We start from the raw sequence: 22,777 nt of genomic DNA, 5'->3' as shown, positions 1-22,777 counted from the left end.
GCCGGTGCCAGCGCGGGTTTCGCCCTGGCGCTGCCTCGCCCGGGCCGCGCCCTGGATCGCCGCCGCCGCCGTCGTCAGCTACGCGCTGGCGGTCGGCGGCTATCCGGCAACCGTCGTCAGCTTTGCCCTGATCTACGCCGTCTTCGTGTCGGGCTTGAACATCTTCATGGGGCTGACCGCACAGGTCTCCTTCGGCCAGAGCGCCTTCGCGGCGATCGGCGGCTACGGCTCGGCCATCCTGACAACCCAGTACGAGTGGACGTGGCTGCCGGCGATGATTACCGGGCTGGCGGTGGCGGTGGCGACGGCCTTCGTGGTCGGCTTCCCGACGCTGCGCCTGAAGGGGCATTACCTGTCAATGGCGACGCTGGCGATCGGCCTGATCGCGCACGAGATCGCGGTGCAATGGGAAAGCGTCACGCTGGGTTATCTCGGGATTTCCGGCGTGCCGCCCATTGCCATCGCCGGCTACGAACTGTCGAACGACCGCGCGACGTTGACCATGCTGACTGTCTGCGTGCTAGTGACCGCTTTTGCCGTCGCGCGCCTCCGCCGCTCCCGCCTCGGCCGGGCATTCGCCGGGCTGGCCGGCAGCGAGGACGCGGCGCGCGCGTTGGGCATTGAGGTCGCGCGCTACAAGCTGCTGTCCTTCCTGCTGGCGGCCGGCTTCGCCTCCTTCTCCGGTTCGCTGTTTGTCCATGTCGTCGGCTATGTCAGCCCCGAGGTGTTCAGCCTGCACATGGTCATCCTGTCCTTCACCATGCTGTATGTCGGCGGTATCGGCACGGTTGTCGGCCCGATCATCGGCGCCCTGCTGGTCAGCGTGCTGCCGGAAACCTTCCGGGCTTTGCGCGATTACCAGGATCTCGCCTACGGCGCGGCGCTGATCCTGCTGCTGATCTTCGCGCCGCGCGGGCTGGCCAGCCTGTTCGCTGGCATTGACACCCGGAGGAAGCCATGACCCCCTGCTTGGAGGTTCGGGACGTCACCCGCAACTTTGGCGGTCTGGTGGCGGTTAACGCCGTCAGCTTTCAGGTGATGCCCCGTAGCGTAACGGCTGTGATCGGGCCGAATGGCGCCGGCAAGACCACGTTGTTCAATCTAATATCCGGCGCCATGCCGCCGAGTTCCGGCCGCGTGCTGTTCGAGGGCGTCGACGTCACCGACGAGGCGCCCGAGGCCAAAGCGGCACGCGGCCTGATCCGAACCTTCCAGCTCGTGAAGTTGTTTCCCGAGCTGAGCGCCGTGGAGAATGTGAAGGTCGGCTGCCACCTGCGCACCCGTGGCGGCCTGTTGGCGGCGCTGCTGCGCCCGCGCTGGGTCCGTCGCATGGAGGCGGAGATCGAGGAACGGGCCCGCGCGCTGCTCGATCTCGTCGGGCTGGCGGCCACGGCGGACCAGCCGGCGGCAGTGCTCAGCTACGGTCAGGCGCGTCTGCTGGAGGCCGCCCGCGCGCTGGCCGCCGAGCCCAAGCTGCTGATGCTTGACGAACCGGCGGCGGGGTTGAACTCCGACGAGAGCGCGCGGCTGGCCACGCTGATCCGGCGGATCGCCGGCGACGGCACCGCCGTGCTGCTGATCGAGCACGACATGCATCTGGTGATGAACACGGCGGACGAGGTCGTGGTCGTCGATTTCGGCAGGAAGATCGCCCAGGGCGCGCCCGACCGCATCCGCCAGGATCCGGCCGTCATCGCCGCCTATCTCGGCTGACGAAGGGAGGAGACCCATGGACGCAACGCTCATCGGCCAGAGCCTGGTCAGCGGTCTCGGCATCGGCTGTGTCTACGGCCTGATCGGGATCGGCTTCTGCGTGATCTACAACGCCAGCGGCATCGTGAATTTCGCCCAGGGCGCCTTCGTCATGCTGGGCGGCATGATCACCCATGTGCTGCTGGTGCGCGGCGAGCTGCCCTACGGCCTCGCTATCCTGCTGGCGGTGCTGATCGTGGCTCTGCTCGGCGTGGCGGTCGAGCGGGTGGTGGTGCGCCCCTTATGGAACCGCAACGCCCCGATGTTTGTGATGATCCTTGCGACGCTCGCCGCCCAGATCGTCATCGAGCGCCTGACCTATCTGGCGGTCGACGACCGGCCCAAGACGCTGCCGGTCTTCACCGATCTACCGCCCGTCATGTTGCGCGGCATCGCAGTCAACATACAGTCGCTGTGGATCGTCGCCGGATCGCTCGCCATCGTGGCGCTGCTGGCGCTGTTCTTCAAGACCACGCGCATCGGCAAGGCGATGCGGGCCTGCGCCATTAACCGCGAGGCGGCGGCGCTCCAGGGCATCCCGGTCCATTCGATGCTGGCGCTGGCATTCGCGCTCAGCGCCGGGCTGGGCGCCGTCGCCGGCATCATGCTGACGCCGACGCAATACACCGCCTACGACGTCGGCGTGCCCTTCGCGATTTCCGGCTTTATCGCCGCCATCATCGGTGGCTTCGGCCGGCCTTTCGGTGCCTTCCTCGGCGGGTTGATGCTCGGTGTCATCCAGGCGATCGCCATCCTCTATTTCGGAGCCGGCTTGAAGACCGTCATCGCCCTGTCGATCCTGATGCTCTTCCTGTTCGTCCGTCCGTCCGGACTTCTGGGAGCGGCCAAGTAGTGGGTTCGAGGTTCGAAGTCGTCCGTCACCGCGCGCGACCGGCATCGGCAAGACGCGCATCGTTCCGGTGATGGCGACCAACCATGAGACCAGCGGACCAGTCGTGAAAGAGCGGACACAGCCTGTTGCTGCCTTCGCCAACTTACAGGCGCCGATGGGAGGATCTGGAAATGGCAACGCGACATCTTGACCAGCGCCTCCGGTTGAACCTTCTGCGGGCCGTTGAAGCCATCGATACCAACAGGAGCCTGATGGGAGCGGCGGCGGCCGTCGGCATCAGTCAGCCGTCGCTGACCAAGAGCCTGCATGTCGCCGAGGAGATCCTGCAGGTCCAACTCTTCGAACGTCACAGCCGGGGTGTCACCCCCTCCGAGGCCGGCACCGCGGTGGCCAGCACAGCTCGGCGGATACTTGCAGAACTGCGACAGCTTGACGTCGAGCTCACCCGGCTGATGACATCGGAACGCTGCGTGCTTTCGTTGGGTGTGCTGCCAGTCGCCGCCGCCGGTGTGCTGCCCGGAGTAATATCCCGGCTTGCGCGCCAGCATCCCTGGGTCAAGGTGCGGCTTGAACAGGGGTTGACCGACGACCTGCTGCCTCTGCTTGCCACGGGGGAAATCGAATTGGTCGTCGGGCGGCTGTACGAACCGGATGCTGAGGATCGGTTCGTGCGGGAGGCACTCTGGAGCGAGCCATTCTCCTTCCTTGCCCGCCCCAACCATCCGTTGCTGCGCGGTGGCAGGATCGATCTCGAACAGCTGCACGCTTGCGACCTGCTCATCCCTTCCGTCACCCAGCGGCTCGGGCGGGAAACGGAACAGTGGCTTTCCTTGTTGGGCCTGGACGCCGCGGTGGCCCTCCGCTCAGGATCCTTCGAATTCATCCGGGAGATGCTTCATGAATCCGACAGGCTTTCGGTCGTGCCACGCCTGCTGATGGTTGGCGACCTGCTCCGTGGCACGCTGCGGGCTGTACCGCTGCAGTTCACCAGCCCATCTCGTCCAGCCGGGATAACCACCATAGCCGGCCGCACTCTCGGGCCAAGCGCCCAGGCATTCATACATTGCCTGCGATCCTACATCGCGGAGATCGGATCGCGGGGCCTGTAGAGTTCTGTTGAAGCATCCGGACCGGCGGCAGGTCGATGCCAAGCTGGCTCGATTGCAGAAGGCACTTAGAGGTGGGCTCGGACGTTATCCACGCCGTCAAGTTCGCCGTCGCAGCATCGCATTGCCGGCGCCCAATTCGCGAGACGGCACCGCGCCTTCCGGATCATATGACAGGGCTGCTTCTATACCCCGCGCCGCCGCCACGACCATCTGCCAGCCTTTTGGACCGAAGTGGCATCAACCTGCACATCCCGGCAAGAGACTCGGTTCACAGATCGTCCAATACCCGGTCCAAGGTATAGCCATAGGCTATGCCCGCTCAAAAAATACGATAAGACGCCCCCCGGCATTTTGATTACAAAAAAGGACGGGTGGACTGAATGTTGGCTGGCCATCAAATGAACGTGCAAAGGTCGTCGGCCGATGGATTCGCCCTGATCTGCCGCCGACAGTAATGGCCGCAAGCACCGCGGGGTCCGTTGGTCAGCCCAGCGCGGCGCCGAGGCGATCATCGTAGTAACCCTCGCTGTCCCGATCCAGCGCCCTACCGTGTGCGCGCTGGGTTCGGAGCCGATCTACCAAATTATCCTGGAGTGAATGGGATGGAGCCCGAAATTTCTTCCGTCTTGTCGTGGCATCGGTTTTGGACAATGGAATGCCGATATTGGTTCGACGTCGATACCAACGGGGGTGAAACCGCCCACGAATTCTACACCGAGGACGGCGTCTTCGATATCGGGACACCCGGCAGCCGGTATGAAGGCCGAGCTCGGATCAAGGGGTTTTACGACGGCAGGCGATCGCTCGGCAGGCGCACCACGATCCACAGCATCACGAATTTCGAGTTGGTTCACGCATCCGACCGTGAAGCCAGTGCACGCTGCGTGATGAGTCTGATCGGCGCGGACGGGCACCCACCCCAACAGTCCCAGCCAGCGATCCTGATCGCCAGCAGCGCCAACTCCTATGTCAAGGGAAGCGATGGCCGGTGGTATGTGCAGGCCCGCATCTTTGAGGCCCTCTTCACGGACCCTGCCGGCCTGCCGATGTCGCGCATCAATTCGGCGCTGTCCGAAACCTCGTCCTGACCTCCGACCGCACCCCCAGGACACGCCGCCGACGGCCGGGGAATGAAGAGCAATCTCCGAGCTGGCGCAATCGAGTTTCCCGGACCGTGGTCCGCCTACGTCTGGGAGTCCACCGTAAGGCATCCGCACGGCCATTGACATAGGTGTCGGCATTGGCGCGACCACCGGTATGGCTGCGCGTCGGCGACGGCTATCACACACCAAGACCTCATTGCGATACGCGAAACGACGGCGGGGGACAGATTCGCTTTCTGGTCCGCCTGACGGAAAACAGGGGAGGGCCAATGACGACATCATTTCGCAAGCGGCTTGCACAAGGTGAGGATGTTTTCGGCATCTTCGCCAAGACCGCGTCGCATCAGACTGTGGAGGTGCTGGGCCGTAGCGGCCTGGACTTCATCGTGATTGATGCCGAGCATGCGCCGTTCAGCCGCAGCGACCTCGACCTGTGCATCCTGGCAGCCTTGGCCACGGACCTGTCGGCACTTGTCCGCATCCCGGAAATAAACGAGGCCTCGATCCTAACAGCCCTCGACCTGGGGGCGGCTGGCGTGATGGTCCCGCACGTGCAGAACGCGGGGCAGGCGGCCCGCGCGGTGTCCGCAGCAAAATATGTGGGCGGCCGGGGCTTCTCGAATTCACCACGGGCCGGCGATTATGGACGCCGACCGATCGCACGGCATGCCGAGGAGTCCGACGCTTCAGTTGCGGTCATTGCGATGATCGAGGATGCGGCCGGCATCGACAACATTCGGGAGATAGCCGCAGTCGATGGCGTCGACGCCCTGTTCATCGGACGGCTTGATCTCACCATCGCCCTGGGACATCGCGACATCGGGCATCCGGAAGTTGAAGCGGCCGTGCAAAGGATTTTTTCCGCGGCCCCGCAGCTCGGGAAGCCGCTCGGTGCGCTTGCGGACTCTCCCGCACTTTGTCCATCGCTGCATGAAAACGGCGTCCGGATGTTCCTGCTCGGCACCGACCAAGGGCTTCTCAGAGGGGCGGTGTCGAACACCGTTTCGCAGGCCAGGGCGGCCCTGCCATGAGGCGGCGGATGGTGACGGAAGGGCCCCGCGGGGCATCCGGGCACCATGGAACCTCGATCCATCGCAGGGCCTCCGTCCGGCCGCTCCGATCGCCGATCCGATCCGGTTCGGCGGCCCTCTGCCCGGTCATCCTCAGCCCGATCAACCCCAACACAGTCAAGGAGTCCTGACGTGACGGCGACGTCCACCACGGCCCATCCGGGCCTTTTGGGCCGGGCGCAGACGACGCTCGGCCCGTCCATACGCCTCGTCGAACGGGGCCTGGTCGCTGCCTCGGCCGTTAGCGCTGGCGTTCTGCTTGTAACCGTGGCGGTCCTGCTGTTGGCCGGCGCCGTCAGCAGGTTCGCGTTCAATGCGCCCATCGTCTGGGTCGACGAACTCGTCTCCACCTTGTTCCTCTGGCTAGCAATGCTGGGCGCCGTCGTCGCCTACCACCGGGCCGAGCACATGCGGATGGCGGCAGTCGCGATGGCGTTGCGCGGCCGGCTGCAGGAATTCGTGGACGCCCTTTCGCTCGCGGCGACCGTGGCCCTGCTGGCTTTCTTGCTGCCCCCGGCCTGCGAGTATGCCTTGGACGAATGGGACATAACGACCTCCACGCTGGCGCTGTCCGGTGCGTGGCGCGCGGCAGCGCTGCCGGTCGGGCTGGGGTCGATGCTGATCCTCGGCGTGCTGCACTGTGTTCGTTTCCGGAACGTAGCCGTCCTGACGCTCGCCGCGCTGTTCTGCGTGGCGGTGACCCTGATGCTTCATTGGCTTTCGCCGGAACTGATCGCGCTCGGCAATTACCGGCTGCTGATCTTCTTCGTCGCGCTGACCGGGACATGCATTGCCGTGGGCCTCCCGATCGCCTTCTGTTTCCTGATCAGCACGTTCCTGTTCCTTGCCTGCACGACGACGGTCCCACTGACCGTAGTGACCAGTCGTTTGAACGAGGGCATGTCGCATGTCGTGCTGCTGGCCGTACCGCTGTTCATCTGGCTGGGCAGCTTGGTCGAGGTGACCGGCATGGCAAAGGCGATGGTCAATTTCCTGGCAACACTGGTCGGGCATTGGCGGGGCGGTCTCAACTACGTCCTGATGGCGGCCATGTATCTCGTTTCCGGCATTTCCGGGGCGAAGGCGGCCGACATGGCGGCCGTGGCTCCGCCGCTTTTTCCGGAGATGAGGCGGCGCGGGGCTGATTCGGGGGATCTCGTCGCGTTGCTCGCCGCCACAGGGGCACAGACCGAGACGATTCCGCCCAGCATCGTGCTGATCACGATCGGTTCGGTCACGGGCGTCTCGATCGCCGGGCTGTTCGCCGGCGGCATCCTGCCGTCGCTGGTCATGGGGCTGTTCCTGGCGGCGGTGGTCTGGTGGCGCAGCCGCCGGGCCGGCACGGCAAGCAGCGGCGCCCGCGCCAGCTGGAGTGACAGTGCGCGCTGCCTGCTGGTCGCCGTGCCCGCGCTCCTGCTTCCGTTCGTAATCCGCACCGCCGTGGTCGAGGGGGCTGCGACTGCGACCGAAGTGTCGACGCTGGGCGTGTTCTACGCCATCGTCTATCTGCTGTTGGCCCGTGTTGCGTTCGGCCGTCCAGTCGACCGGCGGGCGATCGTGACGGGCATCGTCAATACGGTCAGTCTCAGCGGCGCCATCCTGCTGATCGTGGGCGCGGCCTCCGCGATGGCATGGTCGCTGACCCAATCCGGGTTCGCGCGCCAGCTCACCATGCTGATGCATCATGCGCCGGGCGGCGCTTACGGGTTCCTGCTCGTCTCGATCCTGATATTCGTCATCCTCGGATCGGTCCTGGAAGGCCTGCCGGCGATCGTCCTGATGGCGCCGATCACCTATCCGATTGCCCGGTCCTTCGCGATCAACGACATCCACTATTCGATCGTCGTGGTGCTGGCGATGGGGATCGGGCTGTTCGTCCCGCCCTTCGGCGTCGGTTACTACACCGCCTGTGCGATCGGCAAAGTCGACACCGGAGCCGCTCTGCGGCCGATCATCGGCTACATGGTCGCGCTGGTGGCGGGGCTGATGCTGATCGCCTTCGTCCCCGCCATCACCACCAGCCTTCTTCCATGAGCCGGTTGCGCGGCCCGGCATAAGCGGCGCGCCGGCCTGCCCCTGATTGCCGTCGTCGTGGAGCGCCGAAATCCCAGGGATCGGCCCGAACGGGATCGGCATGTGGGGCGGACGGCACGCCACCATCAACCAGGAAACGGACAGATAGGAGAACGACAATGATCCGCATCACACGCAGGAAATTCGGGGCCTTGACGGCCGGTACGTTGGCTGCCCCGGCCGCGATAGGAGCCCTCGTCGCAACGCCGGCCAGGGCCGCCGAGTTCAGGTTCAAGGTCGGGCATGAATTTCTGGAGGACAATCCGGTCCACATCCAGTTGACAGAGGCAGCCAGGCGGATCGCGGCCCGCAGCGCGGGCCGTATCGACGTCCAGATCTTCCCCAGCAGCCAGTTGGGGGGCGGTACGGACTTGCTGAGCCAAACGCGATCCGGTGCCCTAGAGTTCACGCTTCAGTCCTCGGTCGTCATCTCCGGCCTCGTCCCCGTGGCCGGCATCACGGGGGTCGGCTATGCCTTCCCCGACTACGATCACGTCTGGGCCGCCATGGACGGCCGACTGGGTGCTCACATCCGCGGAGCGGTCGCCAAGGCGGGGCTGCGCGCGATGGACCGGATGTGGGACCTGGGCTTCCGCAATGTCGCCAACAACGTGCGGCCGGTGAATTCGGTTGCCGACATGGCCGGCCTGAAGGTGCGGGTCGCGCCGGGAGCCCTGTTCATTTCCCTGTTCAAGGGTCTGGGCGGCGCGCCGGTAACGCTCAACTTCAACGAAGTCTACCCGTCGCTGCAGACCAGAATCGTAGACGGGACCGAGAATCCTTTGCAGGTGTTCCAGCTGTTCAAGCTCTATGAAGTGCTGAAATACGCCTCCCTCACTCGGCATCTCTGGGACGGTCAATGGATGCTCGGCAACCCGCGTGCCTTCGATCGGCTGCCGCAGGATCTGCAGGCGCTCGTGACGGAGGAGTTCAACGACGCGGCACTGCGCCAGCGCGCCGACAACCGGCGGATCGACGGGAACGCGCGGGAGCAACTCACGGCGAAGGGCATGCAGATCAACGACGTCGACATCGAACCATTCAAGAACACATTGATCCAGGCCGGCTTTTACCGCGAATGGAAGAACCGGTTCGATCCAGTGGCCTGGGCCATGCTGGAGGAGGTGGTCGGGCCGATCGGCTGAGGAGACGGGCGGGGCGCCGCCCGGCACACGGCGTCTCCACCTCGATTTGCGCACGAACGACCCATGCCGAAGGACAGCCGTTTCGGCTGGCTTCGGCTGGGGCCCGTTTGCCGTCCGAATGACCAGCGTGACCGACCGTGACCCTCAGCGAGTTCTGGCCGTCGGCGGCAGATCGGTGCAACGACCCTCAGCGGCTTCGGCGGCCAGACCGATGGTTTCTCCCAATGTCGGATGGGGGTGGATTGTATGGCCGATGTCTCTGGCGTCCGCCCCCATCTCGATGGCGAGACACAGCTCGCCGATCATATCTCCCGCATTGGGACCAACGATCGCACCGCCGATCACCCGCCCGCTTTCGCGGTCGAACAGCAGCTTGGTCATTCCGAAGGCGGCGCCGTTGGCAACGGCTCGTCCGGAAGCCGACCAGGGGAATTTCGCCACTGACACCGACCGCAGGCTTTCCTGGGCCCGTGTCTCGCTGACGCCAACCCAGGCGATCTCGGGATCGGTGTACGCAACCCCTGGAATCACCGTGGCGTCGAACGCGGACAGGTGACCGGCCGCCACCTCCGCCGCGATATGGCCCTCATGCACCGCCTTGTGGGCCAGCATGGGCTCACCGGCGACATCGCCGATGGCGAAGATCTGGGGGCTGGAACTGCGCATCCGGCGGTCAACGGTGATGAAGCCGCGGGGATCGGTCGCGACGCCGGCTCTCTCGAGCCCCAGGGTCAAACCGTTCGGCCGGCGGCCAGCCGCCTGGAGCACGAGATCGTAGGTGCGAGGCGCATCCTGGCCGGAGAGGCGAACGGAGATGCCGGCCGGTCCCGCCTCTGCGCTTTCGACCGAGCAGCCGAGGAAGATCCGGCCGAGCCGTGGGACGTTCTCCTTCTGCCAAATCCCGACCAGATCGCGATCAATGCCGGGCAAGAGGGAGTCCGCCCGCTCCACGATGTCCACCCTGGATCCGAGTGCGGCATAGACGGTGGCCATTTCCAAGCCGATGATGCCGCCGCCGATCACCAGCAGGCGCGCGGGTACAAACGGCAACTCCAGAGCTCCGGTGGAGTCGACGATTCTCGGATCGGTGGGGAGGACCGGAAGATGGACGGGCATGGACCCGGCGGCGACGATGCACTGCGAAAAGCCGACGCTCTGCTCGCGGCCGTCCGCCAGTGTGATGCTCAGCCGATGCGCGTCCACGAAGCGCGCCTCGCCTGTGATCACGCTGACGCCCCTCTGTCGTGCCATATGCTGCAGCCCGGCGGTCAGCCGGTTCACCGTCGCGTCCTTGAAGGCGCGCAGACGCTCGAGGTCGATTTCGGCCGGCCCGAACCTCAAGCCGGCGATCGACAGCCGTTCGGCTTCCGTTTTCACCGCGGCCACGTGGAGCAACGCCTTGGACGGGATGCATCCGACATTCAGGCAGACGCCGCCGAGCTTGGCCTCGCGCTCGATCAACATGACATCCAGCCCCAGATCGGCGGCCCGGAACGCGGCGGAGTAGCCGCCCGGTCCGCCACCGATCACCACGAGCGGCTGGTTGGGGGATTGGTCCGCCGGGCTTGCGTCCTGCTCGTTCGCCACGCCAGAGCTGCCGGCCGGCGGCGCCGTCGAGGTGCGCTCCCGGCTGGGCGCGATGGTGGCGATCGCGGTGCCTTTGGAGACGCGTGCGCCCGGACCGACCAGCACGCTGTCGATGCGTCCTGCCACCGGGGAGGGGACATCCAGCGTCGCCTTGTCGGACTCCAGCACCAGCAGCGTTTGGTCGACCGTGACGTCGTCGCCGGGCTTGACGAGGATCTCCATCACCGGAACGTTGGCGAAGTCGCCGATATCGGGGATGCGAATTTCCGTGATCATCGTGCAGGCCCTCACAAGGCAAAGCGGCGCAGATCGCTCAGGGTCTGCGCGATGTGGCGTAGGAAGCGCGCCGCGGCGACGCCGTCGACGACACGGTGATCCCAGGACAGGCTGATCGGCAGGATCAGACGGGGATGGAAGGCCTGTCCGGTCCAGACCGCCTGCATCGAGGCACGCCCGGCTCCCAGGATGGCCACCTCGGGCGCGTTGATGATCGGCGTGAAGCCATCTCCGCCGATGCCGCCAAGGGAGGAGATGGTGAAGCATCCTCCCTGCATGTCGCTCCCGACCAGCTTGCCCTCACGAGCCTTGTCAGCCAAGTGGCGCATCTCGGCGGCGATCTCCACTAGCCCCTTGCGGTCGCAGTCGCGGATCACAGGAACCATCAGGCCGTGCGGTGTGTCGACGGCGAAGCCGACATGCACATAGTCCTTCAGCACCAGCTCATCACCGTCCAGGGCCGTGTTGAAGCGCGGGAAAGCGCGCAACGCCAGCGCCGCGGCCTTGATCAGGAAGGCGACCATGGTCAACTTGAGCGGCGGTTCGCGGACCTCCGCATTGACGTCGAGCCGGAATGCCTCGGCATCGGTCACATCGGCCCGGTCGAAATTGGTGACGTGGGGAATGACAAGGGCGTTGCGAGCCAGGTTGGCTCCGGACATCTTCTGGATGCGTGACAGAGGCTCACGGCGAACCGGGCCGAACCGGGCATGGTCAATGGCCGGCCAGGGTGGCAGGCCAGCCGACTGCCCGGCCTGTGGTGCCGGAGCCGCCATTGCCCGCTTGACATGCGCAGCCACATCCTCGCGCAGAATGCGGCCCTTGGGACCTGTCGGGGCAACGGCGGACAGGTCGACCCCCAGTTCCCGCGCCATGGCGCGGACCGACGGCGTCGCGTGGCCCGCGGTCAACGTCGGGGCGGCGGTTGACGAGGCGGTGTCGGCGGGCGGCTCCGATGCGCGGATCGCCAAACTCGGGGCCCCGGCCGCCGACCCGGCGGGCAGGCGGCCCACGCGAGGCTGGGGTGACCCGGCGGAGCCGGAGGCAGCGGCAACATCGACCCGCAACCTCATCAACAGTACACCTTGGGTGACCCTGGACCCGAGTTCAATCGTCACCTCATCAACGGTGCCGGTCGCCGGAGAGGGAACCTCCATCGTGGCTTTATCGGATTCGATTGTGATCAGCGGAGAGTCGACGGTGACGCGATCCCCCGCCTTGGCATGGAGCTCAATGACCGGGACATCCTTGTAATCGCCGATATCGGGCAAGCAAACGTCAATGATCGTGGACATGCTGTGCTCCGATCAGACGGTCCAAGGGGCGGGCGACTGCGGATCGAGGCGGTAACGGCTAATTGCCTCGGCCACCACCGTGCGCGGAAGCCTACCCTGGTCAGCCAGAGCGGACAGCGCAGCGACCACGATGCTGAGGCGATCGACCTCGAAGAACATCCGCAGCGCCGTGCGCGTGTCGCTGCGGCCGAAGCCGTCGGTCCCCAAGGCGGTGAAGGGGGCCGTCAGATAGGACGCGATCAACTGGGGCCAGGCGCGGACGTAATCCGAAGCGGCGACGATGGGGACATCGCCGGCAAGGCAGTCGGACAGATGGCTGCGGAGGGGCTTCTCCAAAGGATTGAGGCGGTTCCTCCGCTCCACGTCGCGTGCCTCACGTGTCAACTCGGAGAAGCTGGTGGCCGACCACAAGGCGCTCGTCACCCCCCAGTCCTCGGCCAGCATACCGGCGGCAGCCACCACCTCGGGGAAGATCGCGCCTGAGCCGATCAAGCGCACCTCACCAACGGGATCGCTGGCGACTCGCTTGTCGAACTGATAGAGCCCCTTCACGATCCCTTCCGCCGCTCCCGCCGGCATCGAAGGCTGGGCGTAGTTCTCGTTCATTGCGGCCAAATAGTGGAATTCGTCCTGCTGCTCCTCCAGCATGCGCCGCATGCCGTAATCCAGGATTACGGCCACTTCGTAGGCGAAGGCGGGATCCCAGGCCCGGCAATTCGGAACCGTGGCCGCAGTGAGCAGGCTGGAGCCGTCTTGATGCTGGAGGCCTTCGCCACCGAGCGTCGTCCGTCCGGCCGTCGCGCCGATGAGGAAGCCGCGGGAGCGCTGGTCTGCAGCGGCCCAGATGAGATCTCCCACACGCTGGAAGCCGAACATCGAGTAGTAGATGTAGACCGGCAGCAGGGCGATCCCATGCGTGCTGTAGGATGTCGCTGCCGCGGTCCAAGAGGCGAGGGCACCTGCCTCGGTGATGCCTTCCTCCAGCATCTGGCCGTCTCTGGTTTCCTTGTAGAACAGCATCGATCCCGCATCCTCGGGCTCGTAAAGCTGGCCTTGCGGGGCGTAAATGCCGATTTGCCGGAACAGGTTCGCCATGCCGAAGGTGCGGGCCTCATCGGCAACGATCGGGACGATGCGCGGGCCGAGGGCCGGATCCTTCAGCACCATGCCGAGCATGCGCACCACGGCCATGGTGGTGGACATCTCCTTGCCGGCGGCGTTCAAGGCAAAGTCGGCGTAGGACGACAGGGCGGGAACCGGAACGGCCGGGGCGGTGCGCCGGCGCGCCGGCAGGCTGCCGCCGAGGGCTGCCCGCCGCGCGCGTAGATAGGTCAGCTCGGCGCTGGCCTCGTCGGGACGATAAAAATCGAGGCGTTCGACCTGCTCATTCGTCAGCGGCAGGGCAAACCGGTCCCGGAATGCATACAGCGCATCAACATCCAGCTTCTTGGCTTGGTGAGCGGTCATGCGGGATTCGCCGGCCCCGCCCATTCCGTACCCCTTCTTGGTCTTGGCGAGAATAACCGTCGGCTTCCCCTTGGTCGCCTTGGCCGCGGCGAAAGAGGCATAAAGCTTGCGCAGATCATGCCCGCCACGCTTGAGGACATTAATCTCCGCATCCGACATGTGGGCGACCAGCCGCTGAACCTCCGGGTCTTCGCCGAAGAAATGTGCGAGGTTGTAGGCGCCGTCCTTGGCTCCGAGGGTTTGATATTTGCCGTCAACGGTAGCGGCAAAGCGGCGCAACAGGGAGTGGTTGGTATCGCGGGCGAACAGGCTGTCCCATTCCGATCCCCACAACACTTTGATGACGTTCCATCCGGCTCCCTGAAAGAGCCGTTCGAGCTCCTGAATGATCTGCCCGTTGCCACGCACCGGTCCATCCAGCCGCTGAAGATTGCAGTTGATCACAAAGGTGAGGTTATCAAGTTGCTCGCGGGCGGCGAGGGTGAGGCCGGCGATGGACTCCGGTTCGTCCATTTCGCCGTCGCCAAACACGCCCCACACATGGCGCTCGTCGGTCGGCAGCAGACCGCGGTCGCGTAGATACCGCATGAAACGCGCCTGGTAGACGGCGCTCAATGGACCGATGCCCATCGACCCGGTGGGAACTTGCCAGAAGTCCGGCATCAACCAAGGGTGGGGGTAGGAGCACAGGCCGGGAGCCCCGATCTCCTGCCGGTATCGCTTGAGCTGGTCTTCGCTGAGACGGCCCTCAAGAAAGGCGCGAGCATAGACGCCGGGTACAGAATGAGGCTGGAAGTAGACGATGTCGCCGTCCTGTTCGTCGGTCGGTGCTCGGAAGAAGTGATTGAAGCCGACTTCAAATATCTCGGCGGCGGAGGCGTAGCTGGCGATGTGCCCGCCCAGCTCGCCATAGGCCCGGTTTGCCCGCACCACCATCGCCAGAGCGTTCCAGCGCATGATGGCGGTGATCCGTTCCTCGATCTCCAGATCGCCAGGATAGGGCGACTGGGCAGCCACCGGAATAGTGTTCCGGTAAGGAGAGTAGGGCAGGCTGTCCCAAGCGATCCCAAGTTGCTTGGCGTGAACGTCGAGAGCCGACAGCAGAAACCGGGTCCGCTCCGGACCGCTCGCGCGCGCCAAGCTTTCCAGAGCGCTCAGCCAATCGGCGGTCTCGAGATGGTCAATGTCATTGGGGCTGTGGGACAAGGGGGACGGATTGTTCATGTGCCAGCACACTGATTGGGTTGGGAATTGGGCAACCGGGGCGAATGGGCTCCGGCTCGGGGTACGGTTTCCCCGGTGATCCAGGACTTGGCTGAGGACGAGGCGCGCGATCTGATTTCGGGTTCGAGAAGAACGCGTCCGGCGTGTCCTGCTCCCCGATCCGCTGCGGTCCGTGAAGCTGACGCGGTCAGCGACCGGATTGGCGATGCCCACCAATCGTCACGCACGGCGTGGTCGGGCCGTCCTCGGCCAAGCCGACCATGACGTCCAGCACCTCCTTGGCCATTTGGGCGTCGAGGGCCGAAGTGGGTTCGTCCAAACGCGTCACCTTCGGGCTCATGCACAGCGACCGCGCGATGACGACATGCTGCGGCTGGCTGCCCGACTACTGGCACGAATATGTCTTGGCCTGCTCGGCGATGAGCACCCTCATCAGGTAGCCCGTCGCCCACTCTTCCGCCTTCGCCTTTAGCATCATTCCGGCCCGGATTGGGGGCCGCCGCGTCATCTCCATGTTGTCGACGACGATGATGCGTTGGTGCCTCTTCGGGATGCGGCCGGCGTGTAGACGCCGGCTGCGCGGCCCACCATTTCAGCCGCCGAGTCAGCGGCTGAATCTGTCGGTCTGATAGGTGGTGTGTTCCGCGTAATCAGGGCGGAGCGGCGTCCAGACATCCATGTTCAGAGCCGGGCCATCCTCCTCACGAGGTCCATCTGCCCAGTGGATCACGTTCGGCGGAATGCGGACGACCGTGCCGGCCGGGCAGTCAAAGCTCTGGTCGCCCACATGGAGCGTGACCCGTCCCTTCAGGATCATAAAAATCTGCTCGTAGGGATGGCTGTGCGGCGCAGTGGTCATGCCTGGATGAAGCGTGGTTTGTCCGATCAGCACATCGTCACCCCGAAACACCTTTTGAACGACGCCGGACCGAAGTTCGCGTTCCGGAATCGTTTCCCAGCTGTATTGTGGAATGTGATCCGTCATTAAGGGTGCCCTTTCTGTAAAGTTCGTTTTTCGATTCCAACCCTTTTTCCTTATTCGAAATATACCGAGACTGTCCCATCGTTTCTTGGGACAGTTCATAGCCAAGGGCTATAGGGAGTATGGTCTGCCTCTGGATTTGCATGATCGTTCGGCAGAGAGCTTGCGAGCATTAAGCCGGTATCGTCACATTAACTTGAGCGAGGCGAGGAAGGAGCCTGCAGAAGTTCCGTCAGGGCTTGGGCCAGCTTGATCGTCGCATTGGAGCTATCGGAGAGAGACACCTCCACTTTTGGAGGTGAAGAATGCGCTGGCGTGTTGCAGCGAGGCGAAACGGGCAGGTGGTCGCCTCATCGCCGTTGCTGATCAGGCGACCCGGACGGAATTTGGGCGTCCGAGGTCGAACATGCGGTTCAGGACCTGGACGGCGATGGCGACCTCGGTGGCCTGCGCCGCGTCGGAGTGGAAGCGCAGTGCCTGTCCGATGACGCCTTTCCAGCGCGCCATTTAACTCTCCACGGCGGCCCTTTTGTCGTATCCGCTGGTCCGCTGCTAAGCCATCCGCCCGGTTTCGGCAATGGTTTGGATGTGGCGGTCGCGTTGGGTAGGCGCGGTCTCGGCGGTGTCGCTGAGCACAGCGTCACGGCGCGGCGGTGTCACGACCGCGGCCTCGGGATGACGCTCATGGACCGACGCGCAGACACCCGTCCGGTCATACGCGCCGTCCCCGGTCACCGAGGCCACGGGCTCGGTGACCTGATCGAGCAACGGGCCAACCTGGGAAGCGTCATCGCCGCCACGGTCGGTCAGCGTGGCGGCGACGACCCGGCCGCAGCCCACGTCCAGGCCGATGTGCAGGGCGCGCCAGGAGCGTCGCCTCTTGGTGCCGTGTTTCTCGATCAGCCATTCGCCCGGCCCGCCCAGCTTCAGCCCCGTGCTGTTGATCAGCAGGTGAACGGGCCCGCCGCTCGCGCGGCGCCGAGGGCAGTGTCACGGTCCTGGCACGGCGGGCAATAGTGGAGTGGTCCGGTACTGGCAGATCAAGCCCGAGCAGGTGGAGGACGGAGCCGATCAGTCCCTCGGTCTGGCGCGGCGCCAGCCGAAACGCCGCACGCAGTATGAGCGCAGTCGTAATCGCCAGATCCGAGTAGTTGGGCTGCCCGCCCGGCGAGGTGCGGGGCGCCGCCTTCCAGCCCGCGATTGCCTCCTCGCTGACCCAGACCGTGAGGCTGCCGCGCTGGCGCAGGGCGGCATCGTACTCGGCCCAATTCGTCACTTTGTGCTTCGGCCGGGGAATGTGATGGCGACGAGCGGCATTGGCCTTGTGCGGCATAGCGGGTGACCAGAACGGAGACGGAGCCTTGACCTACGCCACCGACTGTATTCATGCACCACGGGGCACCAATCAGAAATGTGGGAGCCTACAGTTGAAATACTCCACTTGACCATACTAGTTTACGACGGTTTGGCGTCACTCAACTTACGATTGGTCATTACGTCGGAGGTGGTGACAAGCTCATTGCCTGCGCTGGACTTATTCTGGAATGAAATGGCAAAATTCCGACATGCTAATCAATGATTTTTTGCCTTTACAGCCGTCAACGCTCGGGACAAAGCTCGCGCTTTGAGTGTATAAAGACACTCACAAAATATACAGTCCACCGTTGTTGTCTCCAAGTTTTTACTGAACTAATTTATGGTTCCAAAACAGCCTCCAGAGACCTTTTTATGGTTCCAGCTTTGCGTTTTATGGTTCCAGAGTTCGTCAATTTCCCAATGAAATCAAAGGGTCGCAATTGCACTTTATGGTTCCTTCCAGACGTAGTAGCTGGACCGGCTGATGGAAACCAGCTCGCACTGTCGGGTGATCGACAGCTGCGGATGCTCCGGCTCGATCAGCTTCCGCCTCCGGCCGACGCTCATCGACCGGAGGCCTTGCGCAAAAAATCGCGCTCCACCACCAACTGGCCGATCATCGTGTGGAGCTTTTCCACCTCGCCCTGATGGCTGGTTTCGGCGGCTTCCGCCTTGCCGGAGAACACACCTGCCATCCCCTCCATCGCCTGCTTCTTCCAGGCGTTGACCAGCGTCTGGTGTACGCCGTGCTTGGCCACCAGCTGCGACACCGTCAGCTCGCCCCGGATCGCCTCCAGCGCCACCTTCGCCTTGAACTCCGCCGAATACCGCTTCCGTTTCCCCGTCATCGGGTCCGTCCTTCTTCCTGGGCGAACCAAGCTTATCCGACTGTCCGGGAAACGGGGACCACCTCACTTTGCAACGGAACCATTGGAACCGCCTCTTCACCATGCTTGTCTGTAGAGATCCAAGGCGTCGTCGTAGCGGACATCGCGCCGATTGTTGATCAAAAGCCTCTGCACCTTCATGGCGTCAGCCGCCAGCATCGGCAGATCATCCTGCCGCACGCCAAGCTGTTCCAGCCGCTGCTCCATCGGCATGGCAGCAACGAGATCGCGCATGGCGTCGATGAAGGCAGCCACCGCCTCGTCCGGCGTGGCGAAGGAGCGGCCGGGCATGATCGCCGGAGCGAGTTCGGCATAGAGTTCCCCGGCCGCCGGTCGGTTGAACTCGAGCACCGGTCCGAGCATCAACGCGTTGCTCAGTCCGTGCGGTACGTGGAAATGGCCCCCCAGCGGGTAGGCCAGGGCGTGGACCGCCCCGACCGGCGCATTGGCGAAGGCGATGCCGGCAAGCAGCGAGCCCTGGAGCATCGCCGCGCGGGCGGCGACGTCGCGCCCGTCGGCGATGACGGCGCGGATGTTGCCGCCCAGCAGGCCCAGCGCCCGCAGCGCGAGGCTGTCGGACAGCGGGTTCTTCTTGTAGCGGGTGGTGTAGGCCTCGATGGCGTGGACCATCGCATCGATGCCGGTCATCGCGGTGACCCGCGGCGGCAGCCCGAGCGTCAGACGGGCGTCGAGCACCGCCAGATCGGGGTAGAGCAGGCTGGACACCACCCCCTTCTTCTCGCTGGTCGGCGTGGTGACGATGGCGATCGGCGTCACCTCCGATCCCGTGCCGGCGGTGGTCGGCACCTGGATCAGAGGCAGGCGCGGCCCCTTGGCGAGGCCGATGCCGTAGATATCCGGCAGTTCCTGCGGCGTGCCGGCCAGCAGGGCGACCAGTTTGGCGGTGTCGAGCGAGCTGCCGCCGCCGAAGCCGATCACCCCGTCGGCTCCAGCGGCGCGCGCCGCCTGGACCGCCAGCGCCACCGACTCTTCCGGCGGGTCGGCCAGCACGTCGCAGAACAGGGCGCATGCCGTGCCGGCGGTCTTGAAGCCGTCCTCGACCGGCTCCAGCAGCCCGGCCGCCACCAGACCGGCGTCGGTGACGATCAGCGCGCGGCGGATGCCCAGGTCCTTGGCCATCTCACCCAGCCGGGCCGCCGCCCCCACCTCGCACACCAGCTTCGGCGTGGTTTCGAACACGAAGTCCATCATGTCTCGGTCCTCACCGGAAAGGGGTCAGGCGGTTTTGGCCGGCATGACCAGCCGCCCGAGCACCGTGCGGAGCTTCTCCGGCAGCGCCGCCGGGCGGCGCGTCTCGCGATCGACGTAGACATGCACGAAATGGCCGCAGGCCGCCGGGGTGGGATCGTCGTTGCGGAAGAGCCCGACCTCGTAGCGGACGCTGCTGGTGCCCAGCCGCGCCACGCGCAGCCCGGCTTCGACCCGGTCAGGGAAGCTGACCGGCGCGTAGTAGCTGCAGCCGGTGTCCACCACCAAGCCGATCACGGGGCTGGTTTCGATGTCGAGCGCACCGTTCTCGATCAGGTACTGGTTCACCACCGTGTCGAAGTAGCTGTAGTAAACCACGTTGTTGACATGGCCATAGGCATCGTTGTCCATCCACCGGGTCGGGACGATCTGGAAATGGGGGTAGGAGGCGCGGGTGTCGTGCTTGCGGTCCATGAGGGTTCCTCCCTGTCTCTGGTTCGTTTTCGGGGGCTCAGGCGACTTCGAACAGGCCGGCGGCGCCCATGCCGCCACCGACGCACATGGTGACGACGACATGGCGCACGCCCCGGCGCCTGCCCTCGATCAAGGCATGGCCGACCAGACGGGCGCCCGACATTCCATAGGGATGACCGACGGCAATGGCACCGCCGTTGACGTTCAGCCGCTCGTCGGGAATGCCGAGCCGGTCGCGGCAGTGGATTACCTGCGCGGCGAAGGCCTCGTTCAGCTCCCACAGCCCGATGTCGTCGACGGTCAGGCCGTGCTGCTTCAACAGCTTCGGCACCGCGAAGACTGGGCCGATCCCCATTTCGTCCGGGTCGCAGCCGGCGACCGCGATGCCCCGGTAGAGTCCGAGCGGGTGCAGGCCCCGGCGCTCGGCCTCCGCCGCCTCCATCAGCACGCTGGCCGACGCCCCGTCCGACAGTTGCGAGGCGTTGCCGGCGGTGACGAAGCGCCCTTCCCGGATTTGCTGGCCGTCGCGGAACACCGGCTTCAGCGCCGACAGCCCGGCCAGCGTGGTGTCCGGCCGGTTGCTCTCGTCACGGTCCAGCGTGACCCTATGGTGGGTGGTTTCGCCGGTCGCCTTGTCGAGACCGGTCATGGTGGTGGTGATCGGCACGATCTCCGCGTCGAAGCGCCCGGCGTCCTGCGCCTCGGCGGTGCGGGCCTGGGAGCGGGCGGCATAGGCGTCCTGAGCCTCGCGCGGCACGCCGTAACGCGCCGCCACGATCTCCGCCGTCTCGATCATCGCCATGTAGACGTCGGGGCGGTGCTCGGCCAGCCAGGGATCGCGCCATCGCTCGACGTTCATGCGGTCGGTCTGCACCAGCGACAGCGATTCCAGCCCGCCGCCGACCGCCACGGTCATGCCGTCGACGACGATCTGCTTGGCGGCGATGGCGATGGCCATCAGGCCGGAGGCGCATTGCCGGTCCACCGACTGCGCCGCCACCGAGGTGGGCAGTCCGGCGCGCAGCGCGCATTGCCGGGCCATGTTCATGTGGGTGGCGCCCTGCTGCAGCGCGGCGCCTAGCACCACGTCGTCGATCTCGGCGGGATCGATCCCGGCGCGGGCGACGGCATGGGCGATGGCGTGCCCGCCCAGCGCCTGCGCCTGGGTGTCGTTGAAGGCGCCCCGGTAGGCCTTGCCGATGGGCGTGCGGGCGGTGGATACGATGACGGCTTCTCTCACCGGTCTTCTCCTTGTCTCGGCCGGTTGGCTCAGCCGGCGGCGTCCGCCGCGCGCTTCAGGATGCGGTCGACATGGCTCAGGCCGGCGTCGATCTCGTGCTGGCGGTCGAGCGAGGCGATCCCGGCGAAGCGGGCAGCCACGGCCTCCGGCGTCCGTTCGCCCTCGGGCAGGAAGACGCCGTCCGATTCGACGATGGCGAGCCGGGCGTAGGTGCCGGCGCCGGCGAGAATCACCGTGCGGCTCGGCGCCTGCTCCGACACCAGGAACAGTGCCGCCGGAGTGACGAAATCCGGATTCAGCCGGGCCAGCGCCGTCTCGTCGAGGATGTCGGAGGTCATACGGGTCGCCGCCGTCGGGGCGACCGCATTGACATGGATACCGTTGCGGATGCCCTCCAGATGCAGGACGTTCATCAGCCCGACCAGCCCGGCCTTCGCCGCGCCGTAGTTCGACTGGCCGAAATTGCCGTAGACGCCCGAGGTCGAGGTCGTCATCAGGACACGACCATAGCCCTGCGCCCGCATGATCGGCCAGACCGCGTGGGTGACGTTGGCCGCCCCCATCAGATGCACGTCGACGACCGAGCGGAAATCCTCCAGCTCCATCTTGGCGAAGCTCTTGTCGCGCAGGATGCCGGCGTTGTTGATCAGCACGTCGATGCGGCCCCATAGGCCGAGGGTGCGCTCGACCATGGCGGCGACTTGCGCCGGGTCGGTGACGTTCGCGCCGTCGGCGATGGCCTCGCCGCCCCGGCTGCGGATCTCCGCGACCACAGTCTCGGCGGCGTCGGAGTCGCCGCGGCCGTCGCGCCCGCCGCCCAGGTCGTTGACCACCACCCTGGCGCCGCGTGCCGCCAGTTCTAGCGCGTAGCCGCGCCCCAGCCCGTTCCCCGCCCCGGTGACAATGGCGACCCGCCCGTCGAAGCGGATGCCGTCGGGACCGATTCCGTTGGATTGAATGCTCATGCTGCGTTCACCTGTTCTTTCAAGAGGGTCAGGATGATCCAGTCGGCCGCCAGTGCCGGCTTTCCGCCGCCTTCGATCTCCACCGTCACCGCATAGCGCGCGACCAGTTCCCGATCCGACCGGCGGGTCGCCTCGCCCAACACGAAGCGGGCGCGGACCCTCGCGCCGGACTTGACCGGGGTGAGGAAGCGGACGCGGTCGAAGCCGTAATTGATGACCATCGCCTCTCCGGCGATCGCCGGCAACACGCCCTGGCCCATCGCGGTCAGCAGCGACAGCGACAGGAAGCCATGGGCGATGGTGCCGCCGAAGGGGGTTTCGCGGCTTGCTCGTTCGGGATCGACATGGATGAACTGGTGGTCGTCGATGACGTCGGCGAAGGCGTCGATGCGCGTCTGGTCGATCACAAACCAGCGCGACACACCGATCTCGCCGCCGGTGCGCAGCTCCAGATCCCCGGCGGAAATGGGTTCGTTCATTGGGCGCGTTCCCGTGGTCGTTTGGGCCGTGTTCATGTGGGCCATATCCGTCTGGCCTTCGGTTGGGTGCGCTCGCCGCAAAGTTTGCTTGCGTCACGCACAAAAAACCTACCAAGTAGTATGTGAGCCTGCCCGCTCTGTCCAGGCAGAAATGTTGCCTGTGGGATGGATTGGTCCTAGCTTCGCGTAACCGGCCGCTGCCGGGGTGCCGCGAGGGGACGATGTGGGCGG

The 22,777-nt window shown here is 65.4% G+C and carries 18 protein-coding genes and 2 pseudogenes; 8 read left to right on the top strand and 12 right to left on the bottom strand.

The genetic code is table 11. The features are described 5' to 3' along the window. Window positions 1–4: 4 nt before the first annotated feature. The 8 genes from ABNQ40_RS14660 (at window position 5) to ABNQ40_RS14625 (ending at window position 9,105) form a co-directional block, all read left to right on the top strand. Window positions 5–961: a branched-chain amino acid ABC transporter permease gene (locus tag ABNQ40_RS14660; protein WP_158285512.1), complete on the top strand. Its 957-nt coding sequence runs from the start codon at window positions 5–7 to the stop codon at window positions 959–961. After that, complete coding sequence (locus tag ABNQ40_RS14655) at window positions 958–1,713, top strand: ABC transporter ATP-binding protein (RefSeq protein ID WP_109047179.1); 756 nt, start codon at window positions 958–960, stop codon at window positions 1,711–1,713. The genes ABNQ40_RS14660 and ABNQ40_RS14655 overlap by 4 nt, the downstream gene beginning before the upstream one ends. Before the next feature lie 16 nt (window positions 1,714–1,729). Then, a complete protein-coding gene (locus tag ABNQ40_RS14650) occupies window positions 1,730–2,605 on the top strand; it encodes a branched-chain amino acid ABC transporter permease (protein WP_109047178.1) in 876 nt (291 codons plus the stop codon). A gap of 170 nt (window positions 2,606–2,775) precedes the next feature. Further along, window positions 2,776–3,714: a LysR substrate-binding domain-containing protein gene (locus tag ABNQ40_RS14645; RefSeq protein WP_109047177.1), complete on the top strand. Its 939-nt coding sequence runs from the start codon at window positions 2,776–2,778 to the stop codon at window positions 3,712–3,714. Window positions 3,715–4,316: 602 nt separating this feature from the next. Next, window positions 4,317–4,802: a nuclear transport factor 2 family protein gene (locus ABNQ40_RS14640; protein ID WP_109047176.1), complete on the top strand. Its 486-nt coding sequence runs from the start codon at window positions 4,317–4,319 to the stop codon at window positions 4,800–4,802. Between the two features lie 284 nt (window positions 4,803–5,086). Continuing rightward, a complete protein-coding gene (locus tag ABNQ40_RS14635) occupies window positions 5,087–5,848 on the top strand; it encodes an HpcH/HpaI aldolase/citrate lyase family protein (protein ID WP_109047175.1) in 762 nt (253 codons plus the stop codon). 171 nt (window positions 5,849–6,019) lie between these two features. After that, the gene (locus tag ABNQ40_RS14630; protein WP_109047174.1) at window positions 6,020–7,921 is read left to right on the top strand and encodes a TRAP transporter large permease subunit; all 1,902 of its coding nucleotides are present in this window, start codon (window positions 6,020–6,022) and stop codon (window positions 7,919–7,921) included. A 158-nt stretch (window positions 7,922–8,079) separates the two neighbouring features. Further along, window positions 8,080–9,105, top strand: coding sequence for a TRAP transporter substrate-binding protein (locus tag ABNQ40_RS14625; protein ID WP_109047173.1), 1,026 nt, complete (start codon window positions 8,080–8,082; stop codon window positions 9,103–9,105). Window positions 9,106–9,249: 144 nt separating this feature from the next. On the opposite strand, the gene lpdA is transcribed toward ABNQ40_RS14625, so the two are convergent. The 12 genes and pseudogenes from lpdA to ABNQ40_RS14565 form a co-directional block, all read right to left on the bottom strand. Further along, the gene (lpdA, locus tag ABNQ40_RS14620; RefSeq protein WP_109047172.1) at window positions 9,250–10,968 is read right to left on the bottom strand and encodes a dihydrolipoyl dehydrogenase; all 1,719 of its coding nucleotides are present in this window, start codon (window positions 10,966–10,968) and stop codon (window positions 9,250–9,252) included. A gap of 11 nt (window positions 10,969–10,979) precedes the next feature. After that, a complete protein-coding gene (locus ABNQ40_RS14615) occupies window positions 10,980–12,263 on the bottom strand; it encodes a 2-oxo acid dehydrogenase subunit E2 (RefSeq protein ID WP_109047171.1) in 1,284 nt (427 codons plus the stop codon). A 12-nt stretch (window positions 12,264–12,275) separates the two neighbouring features. Next, window positions 12,276–14,954: an alpha-ketoglutarate dehydrogenase gene (gene mdeB / locus ABNQ40_RS14610; protein ID WP_109047170.1), complete on the bottom strand. Its 2,679-nt coding sequence runs from the start codon at window positions 14,952–14,954 to the stop codon at window positions 12,276–12,278. Window positions 14,955–15,141: 187 nt separating this feature from the next. Then, window positions 15,142–15,294: a hypothetical protein gene (locus ABNQ40_RS14605; protein WP_158285511.1), complete on the bottom strand. Its 153-nt coding sequence runs from the start codon at window positions 15,292–15,294 to the stop codon at window positions 15,142–15,144. Between the two features lie 264 nt (window positions 15,295–15,558). Next, entirely contained in the window at window positions 15,559–15,939 is a 381-nt protein-coding gene (locus tag ABNQ40_RS14600) for a cupin domain-containing protein (RefSeq protein ID WP_158285510.1), read from the bottom strand. Window positions 15,940–16,302: 363 nt separating this feature from the next. After that, a pseudogene (locus ABNQ40_RS14595) lies at window positions 16,303–17,269 on the bottom strand (IS5 family transposase). Window positions 17,270–17,757: 488 nt separating this feature from the next. Continuing rightward, window positions 17,758–18,140: pseudogene (locus ABNQ40_RS14590) on the bottom strand (transposase); the annotation flags it as partial. Between the two features lie 96 nt (window positions 18,141–18,236). Continuing rightward, window positions 18,237–19,391, bottom strand: coding sequence for an iron-containing alcohol dehydrogenase (locus ABNQ40_RS14585; RefSeq protein WP_109047168.1), 1,155 nt, complete (start codon window positions 19,389–19,391; stop codon window positions 18,237–18,239). 24 nt (window positions 19,392–19,415) lie between these two features. After that, window positions 19,416–19,862 (bottom strand): thioesterase family protein, encoded by a 447-nt coding sequence (locus tag ABNQ40_RS14580; protein ID WP_109047167.1) that lies wholly within the window; start codon window positions 19,860–19,862, stop codon window positions 19,416–19,418. Window positions 19,863–19,899: 37 nt separating this feature from the next. Then, complete coding sequence (locus ABNQ40_RS14575; RefSeq protein ID WP_109047166.1) at window positions 19,900–21,102, bottom strand: acetyl-CoA C-acyltransferase; 1,203 nt, start codon at window positions 21,100–21,102, stop codon at window positions 19,900–19,902. Between the two features lie 29 nt (window positions 21,103–21,131). Continuing rightward, the gene (locus tag ABNQ40_RS14570) at window positions 21,132–22,067 is read right to left on the bottom strand and encodes an SDR family NAD(P)-dependent oxidoreductase (protein ID WP_109047165.1); all 936 of its coding nucleotides are present in this window, start codon (window positions 22,065–22,067) and stop codon (window positions 21,132–21,134) included. Beyond that, entirely contained in the window at window positions 22,064–22,546 is a 483-nt protein-coding gene (locus tag ABNQ40_RS14565) for a MaoC family dehydratase (protein ID WP_109047164.1), read from the bottom strand. The genes ABNQ40_RS14570 and ABNQ40_RS14565 overlap by 4 nt, the downstream gene beginning before the upstream one ends. Window positions 22,547–22,777: the final 231 nt, after the last annotated feature.

The sequence above is a fragment of the Azospirillum sp. A23 genome, from assembly GCF_042938965.1.
Classification (GTDB): domain Bacteria; phylum Pseudomonadota; class Alphaproteobacteria; order Azospirillales; family Azospirillaceae; genus Azospirillum; species Azospirillum melinis.
The sequence above is the reverse complement of the archived record's forward strand: the minus strand, read 5'-3'. Positions and strand labels throughout refer to the sequence as shown.

Excerpts from the sequence above, each read along its gene's own strand:
- ABNQ40_RS14655 (WP_109047179.1), top strand. The coding sequence starts at position 958 with ATGACCCCCTGCTTGGAGGTTCGGGACGTCACCCGCAACTTTGGCGGT.
- ABNQ40_RS14650 (WP_109047178.1), top strand. The coding sequence starts at position 1,730 with ATGGACGCAACGCTCATCGGCCAGAGCCTGGTCAGCGGTCTCGGCATC.
- ABNQ40_RS14645 (WP_109047177.1), top strand. The coding sequence starts at position 2,776 with ATGGCAACGCGACATCTTGACCAGCGCCTCCGGTTGAACCTTCTGCGG.
- ABNQ40_RS14640 (WP_109047176.1), top strand. The coding sequence starts at position 4,317 with ATGGAGCCCGAAATTTCTTCCGTCTTGTCGTGGCATCGGTTTTGGACA.
- ABNQ40_RS14635 (WP_109047175.1), top strand. The coding sequence starts at position 5,087 with ATGACGACATCATTTCGCAAGCGGCTTGCACAAGGTGAGGATGTTTTC.
- ABNQ40_RS14625 (WP_109047173.1), top strand. The coding sequence starts at position 8,080 with ATGATCCGCATCACACGCAGGAAATTCGGGGCCTTGACGGCCGGTACG.
- lpdA (WP_109047172.1), bottom strand. The coding sequence starts at position 10,968 with ATGATCACGGAAATTCGCATCCCCGATATCGGCGACTTCGCCAACGTT.
- ABNQ40_RS14615 (WP_109047171.1), bottom strand. The coding sequence starts at position 12,263 with ATGTCCACGATCATTGACGTTTGCTTGCCCGATATCGGCGATTACAAG.
- mdeB (WP_109047170.1), bottom strand. The coding sequence starts at position 14,954 with ATGAACAATCCGTCCCCCTTGTCCCACAGCCCCAATGACATTGACCAT.
- ABNQ40_RS14605 (WP_158285511.1), bottom strand. The coding sequence starts at position 15,294 with ATGAGCCCGAAGGTGACGCGTTTGGACGAACCCACTTCGGCCCTCGAC.
- ABNQ40_RS14600 (WP_158285510.1), bottom strand. The coding sequence starts at position 15,939 with ATGACGGATCACATTCCACAATACAGCTGGGAAACGATTCCGGAACGC.
- ABNQ40_RS14585 (WP_109047168.1), bottom strand. The coding sequence starts at position 19,391 with ATGATGGACTTCGTGTTCGAAACCACGCCGAAGCTGGTGTGCGAGGTG.
- ABNQ40_RS14580 (WP_109047167.1), bottom strand. The coding sequence starts at position 19,862 with ATGGACCGCAAGCACGACACCCGCGCCTCCTACCCCCATTTCCAGATC.
- ABNQ40_RS14570 (WP_109047165.1), bottom strand. The coding sequence starts at position 22,067 with ATGAGCATTCAATCCAACGGAATCGGTCCCGACGGCATCCGCTTCGAC.
- ABNQ40_RS14565 (WP_109047164.1), bottom strand. The coding sequence starts at position 22,546 with ATGAACGAACCCATTTCCGCCGGGGATCTGGAGCTGCGCACCGGCGGC.